The organism is Streptomyces sp. NPDC045968 (genome assembly GCF_056430475.1).
On sequence record NZ_JBWKLF010000004.1, the window covers coordinates 341749 to 365369 of the forward strand.

Consider the following 23621-nt stretch of genomic DNA (forward strand, 5'->3'; position numbering starts at 1 on the left):
CACAGGAGAAGGATGCAAAAAAGGGAGCCGATTGGGCTTGGGGGTGCTTTCTCCCCCCCCCCCCCCCCCCCACCGCCGTCCGAATGAATTTGCACTGGTCGGCGGGGTAACGTAATGTTGCATTCAACGACGCGGGGTGGAGCAGCTCGGTAGCTCGCTGGGCTCATAACCCAGAGGTCGCAGGTTCAAATCCTGTCCCCGCTACTGAAGACCGAGGCCCGAATCCTGACAAGGGATTCGGGCCTCGGTCGTTTACGTGAACGGGTGAAGGGCCGTGGTGCGCAAGCACTGCGGCCCTTCGTCGTTCAGGAGTGCCCAGGCGTCTTTCAGGAGTGCTCAGGCCGTCGCGGCGCAGTTAGGGCAGACGCCGCGGTAGGTGACCTCGACGTCCGAGACCGTGAAGCCGAAGCGCTCGGCGGCCGGCAGGTCGGCGAGCGGGTTGCCCGACGGGTGTACGTCGCGGATGGCGCCGCAGCGCGCGCACACCAAGTGGTGGTGCGGGCGGTGGGCGTTCGGGTCGTACCGCTTGGCCCGGCGGTCGGTGGAGACCTCGATGACCTCACCGAGCGACACCATCTCGCCCAGGGTGTTGTACACGGTCGCCCGGGAGATCTCGGGCAGCCTGGCGACGGCCCTCGCGTGAACCTCGTCCGCCGTGAGGTGGACGTGGTCGCCGTCGAGGACCTCGGCCACGACACGCCGCTGCGCCGTCATGCGCCAGCCGCGTCCTCGGAGTCGTTCCAACAGGTCACTCATGAGGCCCAGCCTAACAGTGGAGGAGCCACATCCCGAATGGGTGTGACTTTGGATGTGCGCTTGACTTAGACAATGTCCATTGTAGGATCGAGTACGGCTCACGCCAAGGGACAGGCTGTGCAGGAAACGATGCTGCGCAGGACATGACGCAGGAGGCGCACGTGACGCAGGGACCGCTCACCACGGAGGCCGGCGCGCCGGTCGCCGACAACCAGAACAGCGAGACCGCGGGTTTCGGCGGGCCGGTCCTCCTCCAGGACCAGGCGCTGCTGGAGAAGCTCGCTCACTTCAACCGTGAGCGCATCCCGGAGCGCGTCGTGCACGCCCGGGGCGCCGGTGCGTACGGCACCTTCACGCTGACCCGCGACGTATCGCAGTGGACGCGTGCCGCGTTCCTCTCCGAGGTCGGGAAGAAGACCGAGACCTTCCTGCGCTTCTCCACCGTCGCGGGCAACCTCGGCTCCGCCGACGCGGTGCGCGACCCCCGGGGCTTCGCGCTGAAGTTCTACACCGAAGAGGGCAACTACGACCTCGTCGGCAACAACACCCCGGTGTTCTTCATCAAGGACGCCATCAAGTTCCCGGACTTCATCCACACCCAGAAGCGCGACCCGTACACCGGCTCCCAGGAGGCGGACAACGTCTGGGACTTCTGGGGTCTGTCGCCCGAGTCGACGCACCAGGTGACGTGGCTCTTCGGTGACCGCGGCATCCCGGCCACGCTGCGCCACATGAACGGGTACGGCTCGCACACGTACCAGTGGAACAACGAGGCCGGTGAGGTCTTCTGGGTCAAGTACCACTTCAAGACCGACCAGGGCATCAAGAACCTGACGCAGGCCGAGGCCAACGCGCTCGCCGGTGAGGACCCCGACTCCCACCAGCGCGACCTGCGCGAGGCCATCGAGCGCCGTGACTTCCCGTCCTGGACGGTGCAGGTCCAGATCATGCCGGCGGCCGACGCGGCCACGTACCGCTTCAACCCGTTCGACCTCACCAAGGTGTGGCCGCACGCCGACTACCCGCCGGTCGAGATCGGGAAGCTGGAGCTCAACCGCAACCCGGAGAACGTCTTCGCGGAGACCGAGCAGTCCGTCTTCAGCCCCGCGCACTTCGTGCCGGGCATCGGTCCTTCCCCCGACAAGATGCTCCAGGGCCGTCTGTTCGCGTACGGCGACGCCCACCGCTACCGGGTCGGCATCAACGCCGACCACCTGCCGGTGAACCGCCCGCGCGCCACCGAGGCGCGCACCAACAGCCGTGACGGGCATCTGTACGACGGCCGCCACAAGGGCGCGAAGAACTACGAGCCGAACAGCTTCGGCGGCCCCTTCCAGACGGACAGGCCGCTGTGGCAGCCCGTCACGGTCACCGGCACGACGGGCAACCACGAGGCCCCCGTGCACGCGGAGGACAACGACTTCGTGCAGGCGGGGAACCTCTACCGGCTGTACTCGGAAGACGAGAAGGCCCGTCTGATCGACAACCTCGCCGGGTTCATCGCCAAGGTCTCGCGCGACGACATCGCCGAGCGTGCGATCAACAACTTCCGCCAGGCGGACGGCGACTTCGGCAAGCGCCTGGAGGCCGCCGTCCAGGCCCTGCGCGGCTAGTACGGACGGCTGTCACCAGTGGGCCGGATTCCCTTCGGGGGGTCCGGCCCACCCGTCGTTCGTACGGGCGGTCAGGGCTCAGATCGCCAGCTCCACCGGGTGGCGCCTCGCCGGCGCCCAGCAGCGGATGATGTCGCGCACCGAGACGACGCCTACCGGGCCGTCGTGGTCCAGCACGATCAGATGCCGGAAACCACCGTGCGTCATGGCCTCCGCGGCCTCTTCGAGCGTCCAGGCCGGGGCGGCGAAGACCACGTCGGTGGTGGTGTGGGCGGACGCGGTCTCCAGGTCGGGATCCTGTCCCGAGCCGATCGCGTCGAGGATGTCGCGCTCGGTGATGATGCCGAGCCCGCAGGTGTCCGGATCGTGGACGACGGCTGCTCCGACGCGACGCGCCGACATCAGCCGGGCCGCCTGGCGGAGGGTGTGGGTCGGGCCGATGGTGAGGACCATCGTGCTCATGGCGTCACGGACGAGCATGAAAGGAGCCACCTCCTCGGTGAGCCGACTCTGTGAGCCGATTCACAAGTTCACAAGTGGGGGGACTCTCAGAGTTGCACCCTTGGGCGCGGTCAACAAGAGGTGGGAGAGAAGGACCGAGGGGCGTGCGGGAGCGCGGGCCCACGGCCCTCGCGCCCCGGCGGAGCCGTCTGCCGGGGCGCGGCCGTGCTCGAGGTCGTGCCTAGTAGCGCTGGTTGAGATAGCCCAGCAGCTCGTGGTGGAGCAGTCCGTTGGAGGCCGCCGCGTTGCCGCCGCCGGGGCCGGAGACTCCGTCCAGGCTGGTGAAACTCCCGCCCGCCTCCTGGACGATGATCGCGTTCGCGGCCATGTCCCACAGGGAGAGCTCGGGCTCCGCGCAGATGTCCACCGAGCCTTCGGCGACCATCATGTACGGCCAGAAGTCCCCGTATCCCCGCGTCCGCCAGCAGGCCCGGGTGAGGTCCATGAAGCCGTCGAGGCGCCCCTGCTCCTCCCAGCCGCTCAGCGACGCGTACGCGAACGAGGAGTCCGCGATCCGCTCCACCTTCGACACGTGAAGCCGGGTCGCGGAGGTCAGGCTGCGGCCGGAGAACGCGCCCGCGCCCTTCGCCGCCCACCACCGGCGGTTCAGCGCGGGGGCCGACACCACGCCGACCACGGGCTGGAAACCGTTCTCCCCCGCCTCCATCAGCGAGATCAGCGTCGCCCACACCGGCACACCGCGTACGTAGTTCTTGGTGCCGTCGATCGGGTCGATGACCCAGCGCCGGGGGCCGGTGCCCTCGATCCCGTACTCCTCGCCGAGGATCGCGTCACGGGGGCGGGCCCGGTGCAGATGGCCGCGGATCAGCTCCTCGGCGTGTTTGTCGGCCTCGCTCACCGGAGTCATGTCCGGCTTGGTCTCGACCTTCAGATCGAGAGCCTTGAACCGGTCCATCGTCGCCGCGTCGGCGGCATCCGCCAGTACGTGGGCGAGACGCAGATCATCGTGGTAATCGGGCATGTCGTCACAGTATCCACAGCCACCCACCGGGGCTACAGGGCCCCGGCGGCCCGGACCGGCGCGAGGGCCGTGCAGGCCCTCCGCGACGAGTTCGCCAGCAGGTCAGAGGCTCATTGCGAGGAGCCGGAGAGCTGGAGACCGATCACGCCGACGATCACCAGCGAGATGGAGACCAGCTTGAGCGTCGACACGACGTCGTCGAGGAAGATCATCCCGTAGATCGCGGTACCGGCCGCGCCGATCCCGGTCCACACCGCGTACGCCGGGCCCACGTCCAGCTTCTTCAGGGAGAGCGTCAGCAGTCCGAAGCTGCCGAGCGCGAACACACAGAACGCGATCGTCGGCCAGAGCCGGGTGAACCCGTGCGAGAGCTTCAGACACACCGCGAAGCCGGTCTCCAGGAATCCTGCGACCACGACCAGCAGCCACGCCATCGCCGGTTTCCCTCCCACGTAGTGACTGCTTCGTCTCGCTTGGTGCGATTATGCACTTACCAGTCGTGGGAGCCCGTAAACGTACGCGAGTCGCGTGAAACCGTCAGTCGCCCTCGCGCCGTTCCCGGGTGGCGAGCAGCCGGCGCAGCGAGTCGAGCCGCGCGGGATCGGCGTGGCCCTCGGCCACCCAGGCGTCGAGCGCGCATTCCGGCTGCGACTCGTCGTGTGTGCAGCCTCGGGGGCAGTTCTCGGTGCCCGGTTGCAGGTCCGGGAAGGCCAGGATCACCCGGGACGGGTCGACGTGGTGGAGTCCGAAGGAACGCACTCCCGGGGTGTCGACCACCCAGCCGCGCCCGTCCGGAAGCGGGAGGGCCAGCGCCGACGTGGTGGTGTGCCGGCCACGGCCCGTGACCGCGTTGACGACACCGGTCGTACGCCGCTTGTCCTTGGGCACCAGGGCGTTGACCAGGGTTGTCTTGCCGACCCCGGAGTGCCCGACGAAGGCGGTGATCCGGTCGTTGAGCTGCTCGCGCACGCGCTCGGCCGCGTCGCCGTTCTCCAGCTCCTCGCGGTTGGTCACGATGTAGGGGACACCCAGCGGCGTGTACGCGGCGAGCAGCGCGTCCGCCGACGCCAGATCCGACTTCGTGAGGACGAGCAGCGGGGTGAGCCCGCCGTCGTACGCCGCGACGAGACAGCGGTCGATCATGCGCGGACGCGGTTCCGGATCGGCGAGGGCGGTGACGATCGCCAGCTGGTCCGCGTTGGCGACGACCACGCGCTCGTACGGATCGTCGTCGTCGGCCGTGCGACGGAGCACCGAGCGGCGCGCCCCGATGCGGACGATGCGGGCCAGGGTGTCCTTCTCACCGGACAGGTCGCCGACGATGGAGACGGTGTCACCCACCACGGCGGCCTTGCGGCCCAGCTCGCGGGCCTTCATCGCCGTCACCGCGCGACCGTCCACCAGGCAGGTGAGCCTGCCCCGGTCGACGGTGAGGACCATGCCGTCCTGGGCCTCCTCGTGCTTCGGCCGCGTGTGGGTACGCGGCCGGTTGCCCTTGGGGTTCGGGCGGACGCGGATGTCGTCCTCGTCGGGATTCTTGCCGTAGCGGCGCATGTCGTCAGGCCCCGGCCTTCGTGGTGGACGCGAGCATCGCGGTCCACATCTCCGGGAAGTCCGGCAGGGTCTTCGCGGTCGTGCCCACGTTCTCGATCTCCACACCCGGTACGGCGAGGCCGATGATCGAACCGGCCGTGGCCATCCGGTGGTCGTCGTACGTGTGGAAGGTGCCGCCGTGCAGCGGGCGCGGCCGGATGTGCAGACCGTCGGCGGTCTCGGTGACATCGCCGCCGAGCTCGTTGATCTCCTTGGTGAGCGCCGCCAGCCGGTCCGTCTCGTGCAGCCGCAGATGGGCCACGCCGCTCAGCGTGGACGGGGAGTCGGCGAGGGCCGCGACGGCGGCGATGCCCGGGGTCAGCTCGCCGACCTCGCTCAGATCCACGTCGATGCCGTGGACGCGGCCCGATCCGGTGAAGGTGAGGCCGCGCTCGGTCAGCTCGCAGCTGCCACCCATCGCGGTGAAGATCTCTCGCAGCGCGTCACCCGGCTGGGTGGTGCGCAGCGGCCAGTCGGGGATTGTGATCCGGCCGCCGGTGACCAGCGCGGCGGCCAGGAACGGCTGTGCGTTGGAGAGGTCCGGCTCGACGGTCAGGTCGCGACCGAGCAGTGCCGAGTGCGAGACGCGCCAGACGTTGGGCTCGCCACCCGTCTCCGGCTCGTCGACCTGGGCGCCGACGGTCCGCAGCATGTCCACGGTCATCCGGATGTGCGGCATGGAGGGGAGCGTCGAGCCCGTGTGACGTACTTCGACGCCCTGGTTGAAGCGGGGGGCCGACAGCAGGAGCGCCGAGATGAACTGGGAGGACGAGGAGGCGTCGATCTCCACGGGGCCGCCGTCCAGCGCGCCTGCGCCGTGGACGGTCAGCGGCAGCGCGCCGCGTGCCTCGTCGTCGATCCTGGCGCCGAGGGTGCGCAGCGCGTCGATCACCCCGTGCAGGGGGCGCTCGTAGGCGCGGGGGTCGCCGTCGAAGCGGACGGGGCCGTCGGCGAGGGTGGCGACGGGCGGCAGGAAGCGCATGACCGTACCGGCGTTGCCGACGTCGACGGTGGCCGGGCCGTGCAGCCCGGCCGGGATGACCCGCCAGGCCTCGCCCGAGCCGTCCGGGCCGACGCCCTCCTCGATGCCGACGCCCATCGTGCGCAGCGCCTGGGCCATCAGCAGGGTGTCGCGGGAGCGCAGCGGGCGCCGCAGCCAGCCGGGCTCGGAGGAGAGGGCGGCCAGGACGAGTGCCCGGTTGGTGACCGATTTCGATCCGGGCACGGTGACGGTCGCGTCGACGGCTCCGCTCGCGTGGGGGGCGGGCCAGAGGGCGGGGTGCACGGAACTTTCGGTCATGGCCCTCACTTTAGTGGCTTCCCGCAAACCCAGATCCTGATCAAATAGGTGGAAACCGGTGCGTAACGTGAGGGTGGTAGGGGCCGCGCGAGGCCGTCGGCCGTCACAGACCGAGCAACCAGCGCCCGCCGCCGATCAGCGAGCAGAGGGACACCGCGTGGAACAGGAACAGCCAGAGCGCGGCCGGCGCGTCCGTGAGCCGTGCCAGCTGGTCCGCGTCGGAATCCGGCGCACCGCCGTGCCGCCGTTTGGACTGCAGCTCGAACGCGGGACGGACGCCGCCCAGCAGCAGGAACCAGACAGCGGTGTACGCGAAGAGTGACTGCCAGGCGGCCGAGGCCAGCCACGACACCAGCAGGAAGGTCGCTCCGGTGAGGATCACCGTCAGCGCCCCGTACACGTTGCGGATCATCACCAGCATCACCGCGAGCAGCGCCGTGGCCAGCCACAGCAGCAGGGTGATCCGGCCGTTGACCAGGAGCCACGCCCCGCCGAGGCCGAGCAGCGGCGGCGCGGTGTACCCCGCGGCAGCCGTGAGGATCATGCCGATCCCGGTCGGCTTGCCGCGGCTCACGGTCAGCCCGCTGGTGTCCGAGTGCAGCCGGATACCGGAGAGCTGCCGCCCGGTGAGCAGGGCGACGAGCCCGTGACCCCCCTCGTGCGCGATGGTGATCGCGTTCCGCGAGAGCCGCCATATGAGATTCGGTACGACGGCGACGAGCGCGACCGTGGCGGTCACGACGACCAGCCACTGCTCGGGCAGCGGCTGGGTACCGAAGACGCGATCCCACAGATCGCCCAGATCGGTGCTGTCCATAGGCCGGGCGGCTCCTTGCGTTCGTGACGGGAGGTCGTGGCAGTCTGGCACTTATGTGCGGACGGTATGCAGCGAGTCGGCGGCCCGAGGATCTGACCGGGCTCTTCGGTATCGAGAAGTGGGAACCGGCCGAGGCCCTGGAGCCCGACTGGAACGTGGCGCCGACCAAGGAGGTCTACGCCGTACTGGAACGTCCTGTGAAGGACGCGGACGATCAGCGCCCGGTTCGCCAGCTCCGCGCCCTGAAGTGGGGACTCGTGCCCTCCTGGGCGAAGTCGCCGGAGGGCGCCGCCCGCATGATCAACGCCCGCGCCGAGACGGTGCACGAGAAGCCGTCCTTCCGCCGCCCCTTCGCCTCGCGGCGCTGCATCCTGCCCGCCGACGGCTACTACGAGTGGGTCACCGGCGCCGAGGAACGCCAACTGGAGGAGAAGGGCAGGAAGAAGCGGCCCCGCAAGCAGCCGTACTTCGTGACGCCCGCCGACGGATCGGTCTTCGCGATGGCCGGACTGTACGAGTTCTGGCGCGACCGCACCCTTCCCGACGACCACCCCCAGGCGTGGTGGGTGACCTGTTCGGTGATCACGACCGAGGCGGAGACGTCCCCGCTCGCCGTCGCCCCCGCCGAAGGGCCCTCGGCGCTCGCCGACATCCACCCCCGGATGCCGCTGATGCTCACCCCGGACCGGTGGGACGCCTGGCTCGACCCCTCGCGCACCGACGTCGAGGAGCTGAAGGGGCTGCTCACCCCGCCGCCCGGCGGGCTGATGCGGGCCTATCCGGTGGCCACGGAGGTCAGCAACGTCCGCAACAACGGGCCGGAGCTGCTGGCGGAGCTGGCGGCGCCCGAGGTGGCGACGCTGTTCTGAGGGGCCCGGCTTGATTGGATGGCCCCTGTGAGTCGTGCAGAGAACGTGCAGACGGTCGACACGGACGCCGGGACCGCCCGGATCACCTGGAGGCTTCCGCCGAAGGCGCGCCTCGTGCTCGCCCTCGGCCACGGCGCCGGCGGCGGCATCGAGGCCCGCGACCTGAAGGCCCTCGCCGCCGCACTGCCCGGCGAGGGAGTGGGCGTCGCCCTGGTGGAGCAGCCGTGGCGGGTGGCGGGCAAGAAGGTCGCGCCCGCCCCCAGGACCCTGGACACCGGATGGCGGGGGCTGTGGCCCGCGCTGAGCGCGCCGGGGCTGCCGGTCGTCGCCGGCGGGCGCAGCGCCGGCGCCCGGGTCGCCTGCCGTACGGCGTCCGAGCTGGGCGCCCGCGCCGTCCTCGCGCTCAGCTTCCCGCTGCACCCGCCGGGCAGGCCGGAGAAGTCGCGGGCGGACGAGCTCCTCGGCACGGGCGTACCCACCCTCGTCGTGCAGGGCGGCAACGACCCGTTCGGGCGGCCCGCCGAATTCCCGCCCGGGGAGTACGGGCTCGCCGAGGTGGAGTACGGGGACCACGGCTTCGCCGTACCGAAGCGGTCGGGCCTGAGCGAGGATCAGGTGATGGCCGTCATCACCGGTGCGGTGACCCCGTGGCTGGCCTCCCTGGTGTGACGTAGCCCCGGGAATGATGTGTGGGGGACCACTGTTGTTCGGGACGTCGGTACAACAACGCCGTTTGTGGAGAGGGAGTCCGTCGCATGGGTTCGACCATCTGCCCGCGCCGCTCGAACACCGCTGATCTGGAGTGGACGGTGCTGCATGCGGCCAAGACCGCTCCCGAGCGGGCACGGAGTGGATCGGATCGACAGCCCGCCTCGAAGCAAGGTCGACTATTCTCCGATTCGAGCGGGTCCGGTTTCGGCTCCGCCACATCGTTGGAGGAGGTGGGTCCGGTCACTGGGACCGACACAGGGACCGACGACGGCCGCGCAGAAGAGACGACCGCCGAGCGCAACGCACGTTTCGAGCGGGACGCTCTCGGTTTTCTCGACCAGATGTACTCGGCCGCGCTGCGTATGACGCGCAACCCGGCCGATGCCGAGGACCTGGTCCAGGAGACGTATGCCAAGGCGTACGGCTCCTTCCACCAGTTCCGTGAGGGGACGAACCTCAAGGCGTGGATGTACCGCATCCTTACCAACACGTTCATCAACTCCTACCGCAAGAAGCAGCGCGAGCCCCAGCGCAGTGCGGCCGAGGAGATCGAGGACTGGCAGCTGGCGCGCGCCGAGTCGCACATGTCGACGGGTCTGCGCTCCGCCGAGTCCCAGGCGCTCGACCATCTGCCGGACTCGGACGTGAAGGCCGCGCTCCAGGCGATCCCCGAAGAGTTCCGCATCGCCGTCTATCTCGCGGACGTGGAGGGCTTTGCCTACAAGGAGATCGCGGACATCATGGGGACTCCCATCGGTACGGTGATGTCCCGACTGCACCGCGGCCGCCGGCAACTGCGCGGCATGCTGGAGGACTACGCCCGTGAGCGCGGGCTCGTGCCCGCCGGTGCCGGCGAGTCGGACGATCGGAAAGGCTCGGCCTCATGAGCTGCGGAGAGCCGCACGAGACGGATTGCTCAGAGGTTCTCGATCATCTCTACGAGTTCCTCGACCATGAGATGCCCGAGGGCGACTGCACCAAGTTCGAGGTGCACTTCGAGGAGTGCTCCCCGTGCCTGGAGAAGTACGGCCTGGAGCAGGCCGTGAAGAAGCTGGTGAAGCGCTGCTGCGGTCAGGACGACGTCCCGACCGATCTGCGCTCGAAGGTGATGGGCCGGATCGACCTGATCCGCTCGGGGCAGGCGGTGCCCGAGCAGGACGTGTCGATGGACGGTGCGGGGATGCCGACACCCGCCGCGGAGTAACCGCGCACCACCGCCGTACATGAGGGCACGCCGTCGCACGGCGTGCCCTCGGGCGTATCACCAGGGTCCCTCGCCCGTCACCCGAATGTGCTAATCGGACTCATCGGGGCTCGGTCGGCCGCCCAACTCGCTAGCCTGGCGCCTCCATTGACCACGCGGGGGGCGGGCGGTACGGGTGAGGAGAACACCGGGGGCGGCGCGCGTCTGCATTCTGGGCGCGGTGGTCTGTGCGCTCCTGTGTTCCCTGCCGGCGTGGGCCCCGGGCGCCGGTACCCCCTGGGGCACCCTCGCCCTTCTCGCCGCGCTGTACCTGGTCTGCGAACTTCCCGGCCGCTGTCCCTTCTTCGGCAGCTCTGTACCGATCAGCGCGGGATCGTTCTTTCCGCTGCTGCTCGCGGCCGCGTTCCTGCTGCCTCCGGCCGCCGCCGCGCTCGTGGCGGTCCCGGGCTCGCTCGCCGGCCGGGTGGAACAGCCACCCTTCGCCGCCCGCCGCGTCTGGCGGGCCGCACAGCTCTCGCTCGCCGTGTGGGCCGCCTCGTGGGCCCACTCCGTGCTCGGCGGGCCCGGGGCCCTCGGCGGTGGCGGCCGCGGAGCCCTGGGCGTCCCGGACTTCCCGTACGCGCTGTTGCCCGCCTGCGCCGCGGCCCTCGTCTTCAGCCTCGTCCTGACCGCACTGGACGGCTGCATCCTCGTCACGGCCGAGAGGCAGGCCGCCCGGCACGCGTGGCGGGGGCTGCTGCCCCACTCGCTGGGACCGCACCTGGTGCACGCGCTCGCCGGGCTGATGATGGCCGTCCTGTGGCGCAGCTCGTACGGGCCGCTGTCCGCGCTCTTCGTCCTGCTGCCGATGTACATCTCCTGCTGGGTCTTCGCCCAGTACCACCGTGAGCATGCCGCCCACCGGGCGACGATCAGGGCGCTGGTGCAGGCCGTCGACATCAAGGACACGTACACGCGCGGCCACAGTGAGCGCGTGGGCCGGGCGTCCGTCCTGATCGCCCGCGAGATCGGCATGGAGGAGGGCCGGCTCGAAGCGCTCAGGTTCGCCGGAATCCTGCACGACGTCGGCAAGCTCGGCGTTCCCACCCGGGTCCTGCGCAAGGACGGTCCGCTCACACCGGAGGAGCGCCGGATCATCGAGCTGCACCCGGAGTACGGACACGAGATCGTCCGGGGCATCGGCTTCCTGGACGAGGCCCGGGCGGCGATCCTGCACCACCACGAGCGGCTCGACGGCAGCGGGTATCCGTACGGCCTCAGCGGGCGGCAGATCCCCGAGTTCGCCCGGGTGGTGGCCGTCGCGGATGCCTTCGACGCGATGACCTCCACCCGCTCCTACCGGCGGGGGCGGCCCGTACCGGCCGCCGTCGCGGAGCTCGAACGGTGCGCGGGCAGCCAGTTCGACCCGCAGATGGTGGGGGCGCTGGCGCGGGGGCTCGCTCGGCACGGGTGGTCGGCGGCGGCCACGGCTGTGACGGCGGACGAGGTGCCGGTGCGGATGCCGGTGCCGAGGCGGGAGGGCGGGGACGTGGATGCCGGGGGCGTCGGGCAGCCGCCTTCTCCTCCATCGCCGGACGGGCTTGATCCGGCCGGGGAGCGCTCCGGGTGAGGCCGTTGCGTCCCGCTGTGCCGGCCGTGCGGGGGGCCGCGCTGGTCCTGACCATTGCCGCGTTCGCCCACACCCTCTGGCACGGCATCGCCGAACCGGGGCACGCCCTCGCCTTCGCCGCCCTCGTGGTGACCGGGGAGCTGGCCCGCTGGGGCGCGCTGCCGGGTGAGCGGGAGCCCGCGCCCCTCGGCGCCGCCGGAGCCCTCGCGTACGCCCTGCTGGGACGCAGCGGCGGGGAACCCACCACCCACGGAGCCTTCCAGGTGGTCGCCGTCGTCGTCGCCGCGCAGCTCCTCGCCGCCGTGCCCCATGTGGCGCGCGGCAGCGGGCCCGGCCCCGATCTGGCGGCCCGCCGCATCCTGACGGTCGCGTTCGCGGCCGTGTGCTTCCAGCCCCTCTACAACTCGGGCCAGTCCGGCCGCTGGTTCGGCGAGGGGCCGTACTTCGGGCTCTTCCTGCTTCTGCTGCTGGCCCTGACCGCCCTGTGCGACGCCGTGCTCGCCGCCCTGCTGCTGCACTCGCGCACCCGTTATCCGTACGGCCCGCTGCTCCGCGACGAGCTGCGGGCCCTCATCGGCATCGGCTCGGCGGTCTGCGCGACCGGCGCCGTCATGGCCATCGGGGTGGCCGTCGCGGGGCTGTGGGCGCTGCCCGTCCTGTGCGTACCGCTGCTGCTCACCCAGGTCTCCTACCGCCGGTACGCGGCCATCCGCACGACCTACCGGCAGACCATCGCCTCCCTGGCCCGTTCCACCGAGATCGCCGGATACACCCCGCACGGGCACGCCCGCCGGGTCGCCGAGCTCTCCACCGCCGTGGGGCGGGAGCTGGGCCTGTCCGGGCGGGACCTGACCGTCCTGGAGTACGCGGCGCTGATGCACGACATCGGCCAGCTCTCGCTCGTGGACCCGGTGGCCGAGGGGGCCACCGCCACTCTCCCCGCCGCCGACCAGCGCCGGATCGCGCTCCTGGGCGGGGCGGTGGTCCGCCAGACCGGGGTGGACACCGCGGTCGCGGTGGTGGTGGAGCAGCAGGCCGACCCCTACCGGGAGCAGCCCCTGACCGCCAGGATCGTCCGGGCGGTCAACGCATACGACGACCTGTGCGGGGAAAGCGCCATCGGGCCGCTCGGTGCTCTGGAACAGCTCAGGCTGGGCACCGGTCACGACTACCAGCCCCAGGTCGTGGAAGCGCTGGCCGGAGTCCTGGCGCGAGGCGGTCTGACCCAGGTCCGGCCTGGGTAACCCATGGGTAATGAGCGGGCGTCCGGCCGGGCATGGTTGGATGCGAAAGTAGAGCGGAAAACGAGGGTGTCCAGTCGGGACAGGCGGGAATCGTGAGGATCTTCGGGAAGGTACGGCATAGGCCCTCCGCCTCTTGGCGGCAGGCCACGGACCGCGCGTTCACGCTGATCGGCGACGGCCGGTACGAGGACGCGGGGGCGCTGCTGACACGCGCGGTTGACCTGGAACCCTGGCTCTCCGAGTCCTGGTTCAATCTGGCACTGCTGCACAAGTTCAGGCACGACTGGGAGCAGGCCCGCGCCGCGGGTCTGCGGGCCGTCGCGCTCCTGGACCGGGAGTCCGGGGCGCCGGACTGGTGGAACGTCGGGATCGCGGCCACCGCGCTCCAGGACTGGCCGCTGGCCCGCCGGGCCTGGCAGGCGTACGGGCTGAAGGTCCCGGGCAACGGGCAGCACGGCTCCGCGGCCACCAGTGAGCCGCTCGGCATGGAGCTGGGCAGCGCGGCGGTACGGCTGTCGCCCGAGGGCGAGTCCGAGGTCGTGTGGGGCCGCAGGCTCGACCCGGCCCGGATGGAGGTGCTGTCGATCCCGCTGCCCTCGTCCGGGCGGCGCTGGGGCGAGGTGGTCCTGCACGACGGGGTGCCGCACGGCGAGCGGGTCACCGCCGCCGGGCCCGCGTATCCCGTCTTCGACGAGATCGAGCTGTGGGCGCCCTCTCCCGTACCCACCTGGGTCGTCCTCCTGGAGGCCGCCACCGAGGCGGACCGGGACGCGCTGGAGCAGCTGGCGTCCGACGCCGGGTTCGCCGCCGAGGACTGGTCGTCATCCGTAAGGCTGCTGTGCCGGACCTGCTCGGAGAGCCGGATGGAGAGCGACGAGGGCGACGGCGAGCACCTCGATCCGCATGACCACAGCGAGCCGGGCCACCCGGGGCCGCTGGGCCACCGCACGGCCGGTGACCTCTGGGTGCCGGAGCGCGAATGCGGTCTCGCGGCGCCTGCGGCTCTGGTGCGCGGGCTGCTGGACGGCTGGGTCGCGGACAGTCCGGACAGCCGCGAGTGGCGGGATCTCGAAGAAGTCTGCTGAGCGGTGCCCGTAGGCTGTACGGGCACCGAATTCCGGTGCCGGTTTTCCCGAAGTTCACGGGTTTCAGGTTTGCAGGAAGGCGTACGGCGGACATGGCGCAGCAGGAGACGGACGAGCAGATCAGCGTCGACGACGAGGGATTCCTCGTCGACACCGAGGACTGCGAGGCGCGTGAGGCGGCGTACCGCGAGCGCGGCACCTCGCGGCCGATCACGGTCGTGGGCAACCCGGTGCTCCACAAGGAGTGCAAGGACGTCACCGCGTTCGACGACGAGCTGGCCGCGCTGATCGACGACATGTTCGCCAGCCAGCGGACGGCGGAGGGCGTGGGCCTGGCCGCCAACCAGATCGGCGTGGACCTCAAGGTCTTCGTCTACGACTGCATGGACGACGACGGCGTGCGGCACGTCGGCGCGATCTGCAACCCGGTTCTGGAGGAGCTGCCGCCGGGGGAACGCGTCCTCGACGACTCCAACGAGGGCTGCCTCTCCGTGCCGACGGCGTACGCCGCGCTGGCCCGCCCGGACTACGCGGTGGTGCGCGGGCAGGACGCGAAGGGCAACCCGGTCCGGGTGCGGGGCAACGGCTACTTCGCGCGCTGCCTCCAGCACGAGACGGACCACCTGTACGGCTACCTGTACATCGACCGGCTCTCCAAGCGCGACCGCAAGGACGCGCTGCGGCAGATGGCCGAGGGCACGCCGCGCTACGAGGTCGTCCCCAACGACTGAGTCCCGCGCTCTGTGGACGGGGCCCTGCCACCGGTACGGCCGGTGACAGGGCCCCGCTCGCATTCTGGGGTCTCAACCGCTGTTTTCTCAGGGGTAGTTGACGCGCGTCGACTCGTCCGACAGTCTCACCCCCAACACCTCACCGTGGTAGGGAGTTCCCATGCTCAGACGCACCGCGCACGCCCTGCTCAGTCTTGTCATGGCCATGGCTTTTGCAATCGGCGGAGCCGTACTGACCGCCGGCCCCGCACAGGCCGACGGCTGCTTCACCTGGACCCGGACCCTCTCGCCCGGCGCGACCGGCAACGATGTCACCCAGCTCCAGATCCGCGTGGCCGGATACCCCGGATACAACGCGGTGCTCGCCATCGACGGCTCGTACGGCCCGGCCACCACCGCGGCGGTCAAGCGTTTCCAGTCCGCCTACGGCCTCGCCGCCGACGGTATCGCCGGCGCGGCCACGCAGTCCAAGCTCTACGCGCTCCAGGACGACGACTGCACCCCGATCCACTTCACGTACCCCGAGCTCAACACCTGCAACAGCACCTGGGCCGGCGGGGCGGTCGCCGCGGGCACGGCCAAGGCCAACGCCCTGAGTTCGATGTGGAAGCTGGAGGCGCTCCGGCACGCGCTCGGTGACCAGTCCATCCGCGTCACCAGCGGGTTCCGGTCCTACTCCTGCAACTCCGCCGTCGGCGGGGCATCGAACAGCCGCCATCTGTACGGTGACGCCGTCGACCTCGGTTCGGGACCGCACGCCCTGTGCACCCTCGCCAAGCAGGCCCGCTACCACGGCTTCAACGGGATTCTCGGCCCGGGCTACGCCGGTCACGGTGACCACGTCCACGTCAACCAGGGGCCCAGTCACTTCTGGTCGGCGTCCAGCTGCGGAATCTGAGCCCGCCTCTCCACCGTTCGTGGGGGCCCCGTCCGGAAGGAATCCGGACGGGGCTCCCCGCGCCCGGGTGCTCAGGCCACTTCGGGCATCAGGGCCGGGCCGCGGAAGGTGCGGCGGTAGGCGTTCGGCGTGGTGTCGAGCGAACGTACGAACTGGTGGCGGAGCGCCGCCGCCGTACCGAAGCCGGTCCGGCCGGCGATCGTGTCCATGGTCTCGTCGGAGGTCTCCAGCAGGTGCTGGGCCAGCAGGACCCGCTGACGCAGCAGCCAGCGGTACGGAGTCGTCCCCGTCTCCTGCTGGAAGCGGCGTGCGAAGGTGCGCGGCGACATGTGGGCCAGACCGGCGAGCTGTTCGACGGTCATCTCCTGGTCGAGGTGACGCTCCATCCAGGCGAGCGTCTCGCCGACCGTGTCGCACGCGGCCCGGGGCAGCGGGCGCTCGATGTACTGCGCCTGCCCGCCGTCGCGGTGCGGCGGCACGACCATACGGCGGGCGACGGAGTTGGCGACCTCCTGCCCGTACGCCTGCCGGACGAGGTGGAGCGAGGCGTCGATGCCCGCCGCCGTGCCCGCCGAGGTGATGACCGGGCCGTCGTCCACGTACAGCACATCGGGCTCGACGACGGCCCGGGGGAAGCGGCGGGCCAGCTGGGCCGTATGACGCCAGTGGGTGGTGCAGCGGCGCCCGTCCAGCAGCCCGGCGGCCCCCAGTACGTACGCGCCGGAGCAGACGCTCAGCACCCGGGCACCGCGGTCCACGGCCCGGCGCAGGGCGTCCAGGGCCTCCTCGGGAAACTCCTGGTCCGCGAAGCGGCTGCTCGCGGGGACGGCGACGAGGTCGGCCTCGTCGAGCCGGTCGAGACCGTACGGGGTGCTGATGGTGAATCCGGCGTGGGTCCGCAGCACCGGTCCCTCCGCCGAGACCACCGCGAAGTCGTGGACGGGCAGCCCCGCTTCGCTGCGGTCGAGGCCGAAGACCTCGCACAGCACGCCGAGTTCGAAGGGGTGTACCTCGCCGAGCAGCAGAACGGCGACGTTGTTCAGCTTGTACATGACGACAGTGTGGCAGTAATTCGATGCTGTGTGACAGTCCTGCCACTGCCGGATTCCGTCCGTACGGACGACAGTAGAGGCATGAACACATTCCTGAACTACCTGGGCATCACCGTCGTTTTCGTCCTCTTCCTGGCGCCCTCGCTGGTCGGCCTCGCCCGAGAGCGTCGCATCGACCGCGCGCTGCGGGCCGCGGAACGCCGCCAGGAAGCCGAACCGCCGCACACCGAAGGCGCCGCGCGGCCGGTCGCGGCCACGCGGCGCCCCTCCATCGGTTCCTGGGTCAGGGCCTAGAAGTCGTCGTCGAACGCGACCGAGCCCTCCACGGCCACCTGGTACGCGGACGGCCGGCGCTCGAAGAAGTTCGTCAGCTCCTGGACGCCCTGGAGCTCCATGAACGAGAACGGGTTCTCGGAGCCGTACAGCGGGGGGAAGCCGAGGCGGGTGAGCCGCTGGTCGGCCACGCACTCCAGGTACTGGCGCATCGACTCGGTGTTCATGCCGGGCAGACCCTCACCGCACAGGTCCCGGCCGAACTGCAGCTCCGCCTCGACAGCCTCCTTCAGCATGTCGGTGACCTGCTGCTGGAGAGCGTCGTCGAAGAGGTCGGGCTCCTCCTTGCGGACCGTGTCCACGACCTCGAACGCGAAGTTCATGTGCATCGTCTCGTCCCGGAAGACCCAGTTGGTCCCCGTGGCGAGACCGTGCAGCAGCCCGCGTGAGCGGAACCAGTACACGTACGCGAAGGCGCCGTAGAAGAACAGCCCCTCGATGCACGCCGCGAAGCAGATCAGGTTCAGCAGGAAACGACGGCGGTCGGCCTTCGTCTCCAGCCGGTCGAGCTTCTCGACCTCGTTGATCCACTTGAAGCAGAACTGCGCCTTCTCGCGGATCGACGGAATCTCCTCGACCGCGTCGAACGCCGCCGCGCGGTCGTCCGGGTCGGGCAGATAGGTGTCGAGCAGCGTCAGATAGAACTGGACGTGCACGGCCTCCTCGAAGAGCTGCCGGGACAGGTACAGCCGCGCCTCGGGCGAGTTGATGTGCTTGTACAGCGTCAGTACGAGGTTGTTGGACACGATCGAGTCCCCCGTCGCGAAGAACGCGACGAGCCGGCCGATCATGTGCTGCTCGCCGGGCGACAGCTTCGCGAGATCGGCCACGTCGGAGTGGAGGTCGACCTCCTCCACGGTCCAGGTGTTCTTGATCGCGTCGCGGTAGCGCTCGTAGAAGTCCGGGTAACGCATGGGACGCAGGGTCAGTTCGAAGCCCGGGTCGAGCAGGTTCTTGTTGTCGGTGGAGCTCATTACTGGCAGGCCTCGCAGGACTCGGGGTTTTCGAGGGAGCAGGCGATCGCGTCCGCGTCGGGGGCGGCGGCCTGTACGGGAACGGCCGCGGCGGACGCCGCGCGGGCGATCCGGGTCGCCGGGCGCGAACGCAGGTAGTACGTCGTCTTCAGGCCCTGCTTCCAGGCGTACGCGTACATCGAGGAGAGCTTGCCGATCGTCGGCGTCTCCAGGAACAGGTTCAGCGACTGGCTCTGGTCGAGGAACGGCGTACGGGCCGCCGCCATGTCGATCAGTCCGCGCTGCGGGATCTCCCACGCCGTGCGGTACAGCGCCCGCACGCCCTCGGGAATCCAGGCGAAGCCCTGCACCGAACCGCTCGCCTCGCGCAACGCCTCCCGGGTCCGCGCGTCCCAGACGCCGAGCTTCTTCAGCTCGTCGACCAGGTAGCCGTTGACCTGGAGGAACTCACCGCTGAGAGTCTCGCGCTTGAAGAGGTTGGAGACCTGCGGCTCGATGCACTCGTACACCCCGGCGATGGAGGCGATCGTCGCCGTCGGCGCGATGGCCAGCAGCAGCGAGTTGCGCATGCCGGTCTTCGCGATCCGGGCGCGCAGGGCGTCCCAGCGCTCCGGCCAGTTCAGCTCGGTGCCGTAGTGGTCGGGATGCAGCACACCGCGGGCGGTGCGCGTCTGCGACCAGGCGGGAAGGGGCCCGGAGCGCTCGGCGAGGTCGCAGGACGCCTCGTACGCGGCGAGCATGATCCGCTCGGAGATCCTCGTGGACAGCGCCCGCGCCTCGGGGGAGTCGAACGGCAGCCGCAGCTGGAAGAACACGTCCTGGAGGCCCATCGCGCCCAGGCCCACCGGACGCCAGCGCGCGTTGGACCGGCCGGCCTGCTCGGTCGGGTAGAAGTTGATGTCGACGACCCGGTCGAGGAAGGTCACGGCGGTACGGACCGTGGAGTCGAGCCGCTCCCAGTCGATGTCCCCGTCGGCTACGAACGCGCCGAGGTTGACCGAACCGAGGTTGCAGACGGCTGTCTCGCCGTCGTCGGTGACTTCCAGGATCTCGGTGCACAGATTCGACGAGTGGACCACACGGCCCGGCTCGGCGGTCTGGTTGGCCGTGCGGTTGGAGGCGTCCTTGAACGTCATCCAGCCCTGACCGGTCTGCGCGAGCGTACGCATCATCCGGCCGTACAGGTCGCGCGCCGGCATCGTCTTGCGGGCGAGCCCCGCGGCTTCCGCCGCGCGGTACGCCGCGTCGAAGTCGTCGCCCCACAGGTCGACCAGCTCGGGCACGTCGGCGGGCGAGAACAGCGACCACTGGCCGTCCGCGTCGACCCGGCGCATGAACTCGTCCGGAATCCAGTGCGCCAGGTTGAGGTTGTGCGTACGCCGCTGGTCCTCGCCCGTGTTGTCGCGCAGCTCCAGGAACTCCTCGATGTCCGCGTGCCAGGTCTCCAGGTAGACGGCGGCGGCGCCCTTGCGGCGGCCGCCCTGGTTGACCGCGGCGACCGAGGCGTCCAGCGTCTTGAGGAACGGCACGATGCCGTTGGAGTGCCCGTTGGTGCCGCGGATCAGCGAACCGCGTGCGCGGATACGGGAGTACGAGAGCCCGATCCCGCCCGCGTGCTTGGAGAGCCGGGCCACCTGGTGGTAGCGGTCGTAGATCGAGTCGAGCTCGTCGAGCGGCGAGTCCAGCAGATAGCAGGAGGACATCTGCGGGTGCCGCGTGCCGGAGTTGAAGAGCGTGGGGGAGGAGGGGAGGTAGTCGAGCCGGCTCATCAGGCCGTACAGCGCGGCGACCTCGTCCAGCGCCTCCAGCGAGTCGTCCTCGGCGAGACCGGACGCGACGCGCAGCATGAAGTGCTGCGGGGTCTCGATCACCTCGCGGGTCAGCGGGTGGCGCAGCAGATAGCGGCTGTAGAGGGTCCGCAGCCCGAAGTAGCCGAACCGGTCGTCGGCGCCGCCCACGAGCGAGGCGCCGACCAGGGCGTCGAGCCGGGAGGCGTGGACCCGGACGAACTGGGCGGTGCGGTCCGCGATCAGGCCCTCGCGGTGCCCTACGGCGACCGAGGCGGAGAACGAGACCGCGCCCTGGCCCGCTGCCTCGTCCGCGATCGTGCGGGTGAGGAGGCGGGCGGCGAGCCGGGAGTAGGCGGGGTCCTCGGAGATCAGGCCGGCGGCGGCCTCGGTGGCCAGCGAGCGCAGCTCGGCCTCGTCCGACCGGGCGTTGCGGCCACGCAGCGCGGCGGCGGCGACGCGTCCTGGGTCGGTGTCGGGGAGGTCCGCCGTGAGGTCGGTGAGGGTCCGCAGCAGTGCGGTCCCGGGTGCGTCCGCGGCGGTGCCCGCGGATGTGGCGGTTCCGGTGTTCTGGGCGGACTCTGCTGCTGAAACCGGATCGGCTGGCGCGATGGTCACCGCGGTGCTCTCCCTCGCTCGGCTCTGGGCCGGCGGGGAGCGGGGGCAGCCGGGCAGCGTGGGGCCCGGAGGCGGCAGCACTGCGTGCGGCGTCCACCGGCCCATCCGCGAGGCCCGGACGTCTCTGCGCCCGGTTCGGTCGAGCCGGGCGCGCTGTCGACAGGTCATCGGACTTCGGATGTGCAAAAGCACACCGATCACACCGTTGCGGGACAGTTCCGGATTCGCACCGGATTTCCCTGCGGCGACAGCGAGCATGAGCATACATGTGGGGGCCGCCCCTTGAGGCAGCCCCCACATGTTGTGTCGTGACGGGTCAGAGTGCCAGCCGGTAGGTCAGCAGCCCGAGGCCGGGAAGGGGTTCCCAGTCCCGCTCCGGGGTCCGTACGAAGCCGAGGCGCCCGTAGATCCTGTGGGCGCCCACCATGAGGTCCGTCGTCGACAGGACGAGGCCGGTGACCCCGGGCGTGGCCCGCGCCCGCTCGACGCATGCCCGCACCAGAGCCTCGCCCGCTCCGCGCCCGCGCGCCGCTCCCGCGACGGCCAGCATCCGGAATTCGGCCTCGTCCTCCCCGGCGATGTCCGCCCACGGATTCCCGGGCGGGGCGTAGGTGACGCCGCCGAGTACGGCACCGTCCGTCCCGACCGCGACGAGCACCTCGGCCTCCGCGTCGCGCCGGGTCACTGCCCGCAGCTCGGCCAGATACGGATCGTCCGCACCGAAGTCCAGCAGTCCGTCGCCGAGATACGCCTGGGCGGTGATCTCACCCAGCGTCTCGTGCTCCCCGGGGTTGATACGCCTGATCGATATGTCCATGCCGGGGAGTGTGCCGCATCGCGGGCGGATGGGCGTACCGGATATGCGACGGGCCGCCGCGCCTCCTTCCGGAGGCGGGGCGGCCCGTACGCGGCGTCCGGTCCGGGGGTCAGTGACCGCCCGGGGCGCCCACCGTGGCGGGCGGGAGCACCGTCTTGACGCCCGGGTCGCCCGCGTCCGCCGTGTAGTCGGACGGGGAGGTCTCGTCGATCCCGGCCGGCGCCTTCAGCGCGTTGAGGACGAAGGTCAGCACGACCACGACCACGACGTTCAGGATGAACGCGGTGAGGCCGATGTAGCCGATCTCGCCGATACCGGGGATCTCCTTCGAGGAGCCGCCGAAGTGCTTCTGGGTCGGGCTGGCCACGCCGTACGCGGCGACCGTCCCGTACAGCATGCCGACCGCCCAGCCCGCGATCAGGGCCCAGCGGTGGAACCAGCGGGTGAAGAGACCGCCGACCAGTGCGGGCATCGTCTGGAGGATCCAGATCCCGCCGAGCAGCTGGAAGTTGATCGCGACCGTCTTGTCCATGGTGAGGACGAAGGCGAGCGCACCGACCTTCACCAGGAGCGAGACCAGCTTGGAGACCTTGGTCTCCTGCGCCGGGGTCGCGTCCGGCTTCAGGAAGTCCTTGTAGATGTTGCGAGTGAAGAGGTTCGCCGCGGCGATCGACATGATGGCCGCGGGGACCAGCGCGCCGATGCCGATCGCGGCGAAGGCGACGCCCGCGAACCAGTCGGGGAACATGTTCTCGAACAGCTGGGGGATCGCCAGCTGGCCGTTGTCGACCTTGACCCCGGCCGCGATCGCCATGAAGCCGAGCAGCGCCAGCAGGCCCAGCATCAGCGAGTACAGCGGAAGGATCGTGGTGTTGCGGCGGATCACGTCACGGCTGCGGCTGGAGAGCGTCGCCGTGATCGAGTGCGGGTACATGAAGAGCGCGAGCGCCGAACCCAGCGCCAGGGTGGCGTAGCCCCACTGGCCCATCTCGCCCGGGACGAGGCCCGCGACGGGCTTGCCCGCAGCCTCGTTCTTCGCCGAGAACGCCTCGCCCGCCTTGGCGAAGATGTCGTCGAAGCCGCCCAGCTTGATCGGGATGTAGATGATCGCCACGGCGATGACCAGGTAGATCAGCCCGTCCTTGACGAACGCGATCAGCGCGGGCGCCCGCAGGCCGGAGGAGTAGGTGTACGCGGCGAGCACCGCGAACGCGATCAGCAGCGGCAGGTCCTTGATGAACCAGTGCGTGGTCTCGCCCCCGCCGACGCCCATCACGTCCAGCACCGCCTGGATGCCGACGAGCTGGAGCGCGATGTACGGCATGGTGGCGAGGATGCCGGTGAGGGCGACCGCCAGCGAGAGGCCCTTCGAGCCGAAGCGGCCCCGGACGAAGTCCGATGTGGTGACGTATCCGTGCTTGTGCGACACCGACCACAGACGCGGCAGGAAGGTGAAGATCAGCGGGTACACGAGGATCGTGTACGGGACGGCGAAGAAGCCTGCCGCGCCCGCCGCGTAGATCGCCGCCGGGACGGCGACGAAGGTGTACGCCGTGTAGAGGTCGCCGCCGAGCAGGAACCAGGTGACCCAGGTGCCGAACGACCGTCCGCCCAGGCCCCATTCGTCCAGGCTGTTCTCGTTCTCGGCCTTCCGCCAGCGGGCGGCCATGAAACCTATGACCGTGACGGCCACGAAGAAGAAGATGAAGACGGCGAGTGCTACGCCGTTCACGCCGTCCTTCATGCTGACGCACCTTCCTTGCGGGCGCGCTGGTCACGCTGCCACAACGTGTACGCGACCATGGTCAGCGCGGTCGAGACGAGGACCCAGAGCATCTGGTACCAGTAGAAGAACGGGATGCCGATGAAGGTCGGGTCGACCTTCGCGTACGAGCTCACCCAGAGCATCGCCACGAACGGCGCGATGAGACAGAGGGCGATAACCACCCGCACGGGTGTGATCGTTGGTCGTTGTTCGACGGTCTTTTCGGGCATGTGGTGCTCCGTCCCCTCACTGGTCACCTGGTGTAATGCGCACGAAATCTAGGCGAGGGGTCCGGCCAGCGTCACCCCCTGTCCGCATTGCGGTCGTGCAACGGTGATGTCTCGGTGACACTCACGAAGGAG

Annotated in this window: 24 protein-coding genes, 1 tRNA gene and 1 riboswitch; of the genes, 12 read left to right on the forward strand and 13 right to left on the reverse strand. The window is 70.2% G+C overall.

Features of this window, described 5'->3' with window-relative positions; all coding sequences use genetic code 11:
• Positions 1-130 precede the first annotated feature (130 nt).
• Positions 131-204 (forward strand) — tRNA-Met (locus tag AC07FA_RS14390).
• Positions 205-336: 132 nt separating this feature from the next.
• Here the strand turns inward: AC07FA_RS14390 and AC07FA_RS14395 are convergent.
• Positions 337-756 (reverse strand): Fur family transcriptional regulator, encoded by a 420-nt coding sequence (locus AC07FA_RS14395; RefSeq protein WP_479075589.1) that lies wholly within the window; start codon positions 754-756, stop codon positions 337-339.
• Positions 757-899: 143 nt separating this feature from the next.
• Here AC07FA_RS14395 and AC07FA_RS14400 point away from each other — a divergent pair, with 143 nt between their 5' ends.
• The gene (locus AC07FA_RS14400) at positions 900-2369 is read left to right on the forward strand and encodes a catalase (RefSeq protein WP_479075590.1); all 1470 of its coding nucleotides are present in this window, start codon (positions 900-902) and stop codon (positions 2367-2369) included.
• A 78-nt stretch (positions 2370-2447) separates the two neighbouring features.
• On the opposite strand, the gene AC07FA_RS14405 is transcribed toward AC07FA_RS14400, so the two are convergent.
• From AC07FA_RS14405 to AC07FA_RS14430, 6 genes are all read right to left on the reverse strand, one after another.
• Complete coding sequence (locus AC07FA_RS14405) at positions 2448-2849, reverse strand: CBS domain-containing protein (RefSeq protein WP_479075591.1); 402 nt, start codon at positions 2847-2849, stop codon at positions 2448-2450.
• A 202-nt stretch (positions 2850-3051) separates the two neighbouring features.
• Entirely contained in the window at positions 3052-3852 is an 801-nt protein-coding gene (hisN, locus tag AC07FA_RS14410) for a histidinol-phosphatase (protein WP_479075592.1), read from the reverse strand.
• A 110-nt stretch (positions 3853-3962) separates the two neighbouring features.
• The gene (locus AC07FA_RS14415; RefSeq protein WP_479075594.1) at positions 3963-4286 is read right to left on the reverse strand and encodes a DMT family transporter; all 324 of its coding nucleotides are present in this window, start codon (positions 4284-4286) and stop codon (positions 3963-3965) included.
• Between the two features lie 103 nt (positions 4287-4389).
• Positions 4390-5406 (reverse strand): ribosome small subunit-dependent GTPase A, encoded by a 1017-nt coding sequence (gene rsgA / locus AC07FA_RS14420; protein WP_479075596.1) that lies wholly within the window; start codon positions 5404-5406, stop codon positions 4390-4392.
• A 4-nt stretch (positions 5407-5410) separates the two neighbouring features.
• The gene (gene aroA, locus AC07FA_RS14425; protein WP_479075597.1) at positions 5411-6745 is read right to left on the reverse strand and encodes a 3-phosphoshikimate 1-carboxyvinyltransferase; all 1335 of its coding nucleotides are present in this window, start codon (positions 6743-6745) and stop codon (positions 5411-5413) included.
• A gap of 103 nt (positions 6746-6848) precedes the next feature.
• On the reverse strand, positions 6849-7562 hold the full coding sequence (locus AC07FA_RS14430; RefSeq protein ID WP_479075599.1) for a M50 family metallopeptidase: 714 nt from the start codon (positions 7560-7562) through the stop codon (positions 6849-6851).
• Positions 7563-7615: 53 nt separating this feature from the next.
• Between AC07FA_RS14430 and AC07FA_RS14435 the strand changes: the two genes are divergently transcribed.
• From AC07FA_RS14435 to AC07FA_RS14475, 9 genes are all read left to right on the forward strand, one after another.
• Positions 7616-8431, forward strand: a complete 816-nt coding sequence (locus AC07FA_RS14435) for an SOS response-associated peptidase (RefSeq protein WP_479075600.1) — start codon at positions 7616-7618, stop codon at positions 8429-8431.
• Positions 8432-8458: 27 nt separating this feature from the next.
• Positions 8459-9100, forward strand: a complete 642-nt coding sequence (locus tag AC07FA_RS14440; protein ID WP_479075601.1) for an alpha/beta hydrolase family protein — start codon at positions 8459-8461, stop codon at positions 9098-9100.
• Between the two features lie 272 nt (positions 9101-9372).
• A complete protein-coding gene (locus AC07FA_RS14445; protein ID WP_195826154.1) occupies positions 9373-10029 on the forward strand; it encodes a sigma-70 family RNA polymerase sigma factor in 657 nt (218 codons plus the stop codon).
• Positions 10026-10346 (forward strand): mycothiol system anti-sigma-R factor, encoded by a 321-nt coding sequence (gene rsrA, locus AC07FA_RS14450; RefSeq protein ID WP_479075603.1) that lies wholly within the window; start codon positions 10026-10028, stop codon positions 10344-10346. Before AC07FA_RS14445 ends, rsrA begins: the two co-directional genes overlap by 4 nt.
• Before the next feature lie 175 nt (positions 10347-10521).
• Positions 10522-11955 (forward strand): HD-GYP domain-containing protein, encoded by a 1434-nt coding sequence (locus tag AC07FA_RS14455; protein ID WP_479075604.1) that lies wholly within the window; start codon positions 10522-10524, stop codon positions 11953-11955.
• A gap of 26 nt (positions 11956-11981) precedes the next feature.
• A complete protein-coding gene (locus AC07FA_RS14460; protein ID WP_479075939.1) occupies positions 11982-13199 on the forward strand; it encodes an HD-GYP domain-containing protein in 1218 nt (405 codons plus the stop codon).
• Between the two features lie 92 nt (positions 13200-13291).
• Entirely contained in the window at positions 13292-14284 is a 993-nt protein-coding gene (locus tag AC07FA_RS14465) for a tetratricopeptide repeat protein (RefSeq protein ID WP_479075605.1), read from the forward strand.
• A 92-nt stretch (positions 14285-14376) separates the two neighbouring features.
• Positions 14377-15015 (forward strand): peptide deformylase, encoded by a 639-nt coding sequence (gene def / locus AC07FA_RS14470; RefSeq protein WP_479075606.1) that lies wholly within the window; start codon positions 14377-14379, stop codon positions 15013-15015.
• Between the two features lie 160 nt (positions 15016-15175).
• Positions 15176-15913, forward strand: coding sequence for a D-Ala-D-Ala carboxypeptidase family metallohydrolase (locus AC07FA_RS14475; RefSeq protein ID WP_479075607.1), 738 nt, complete (start codon positions 15176-15178; stop codon positions 15911-15913).
• A 71-nt stretch (positions 15914-15984) separates the two neighbouring features.
• On the opposite strand, the gene AC07FA_RS14480 is transcribed toward AC07FA_RS14475, so the two are convergent.
• Positions 15985-16965: a GlxA family transcriptional regulator gene (locus AC07FA_RS14480; RefSeq protein WP_479075608.1), complete on the reverse strand. Its 981-nt coding sequence runs from the start codon at positions 16963-16965 to the stop codon at positions 15985-15987.
• Positions 16966-17046: 81 nt separating this feature from the next.
• Here AC07FA_RS14480 and AC07FA_RS14485 point away from each other — a divergent pair, with 81 nt between their 5' ends.
• Entirely contained in the window at positions 17047-17259 is a 213-nt protein-coding gene (locus tag AC07FA_RS14485) for a hypothetical protein (protein WP_479075609.1), read from the forward strand.
• Here the strand turns inward: AC07FA_RS14485 and AC07FA_RS14490 are convergent.
• From AC07FA_RS14490 to AC07FA_RS14510, 5 genes are all read right to left on the reverse strand, one after another.
• Positions 17256-18272, reverse strand: coding sequence for a ribonucleotide-diphosphate reductase subunit beta (locus AC07FA_RS14490; protein ID WP_479075610.1), 1017 nt, complete (start codon positions 18270-18272; stop codon positions 17256-17258). The genes AC07FA_RS14485 and AC07FA_RS14490 overlap by 4 nt on opposite strands.
• The gene (locus tag AC07FA_RS14495; protein WP_479075611.1) at positions 18272-20677 is read right to left on the reverse strand and encodes a ribonucleoside-diphosphate reductase subunit alpha; all 2406 of its coding nucleotides are present in this window, start codon (positions 20675-20677) and stop codon (positions 18272-18274) included. Before AC07FA_RS14495 ends, AC07FA_RS14490 begins: the two co-directional genes overlap by 1 nt.
• Before the next feature lie 141 nt (positions 20678-20818).
• Positions 20819-20941: riboswitch (cobalamin riboswitch) on the reverse strand.
• Positions 20942-20993: 52 nt separating this feature from the next.
• The gene (locus AC07FA_RS14500; protein ID WP_479075612.1) at positions 20994-21494 is read right to left on the reverse strand and encodes a GNAT family N-acetyltransferase; all 501 of its coding nucleotides are present in this window, start codon (positions 21492-21494) and stop codon (positions 20994-20996) included.
• A gap of 109 nt (positions 21495-21603) precedes the next feature.
• Positions 21604-23238 carry a monocarboxylate uptake permease MctP gene (mctP, locus tag AC07FA_RS14505; protein ID WP_479075614.1) on the reverse strand — a complete coding sequence of 545 codons (1635 nt, stop codon included), beginning with the start codon at positions 23236-23238 and terminating at the stop codon, positions 21604-21606.
• Complete coding sequence (locus AC07FA_RS14510; RefSeq protein ID WP_479075615.1) at positions 23235-23489, reverse strand: DUF3311 domain-containing protein; 255 nt, start codon at positions 23487-23489, stop codon at positions 23235-23237. The genes mctP and AC07FA_RS14510 overlap by 4 nt, the downstream gene beginning before the upstream one ends.
• Positions 23490-23621: the final 132 nt, after the last annotated feature.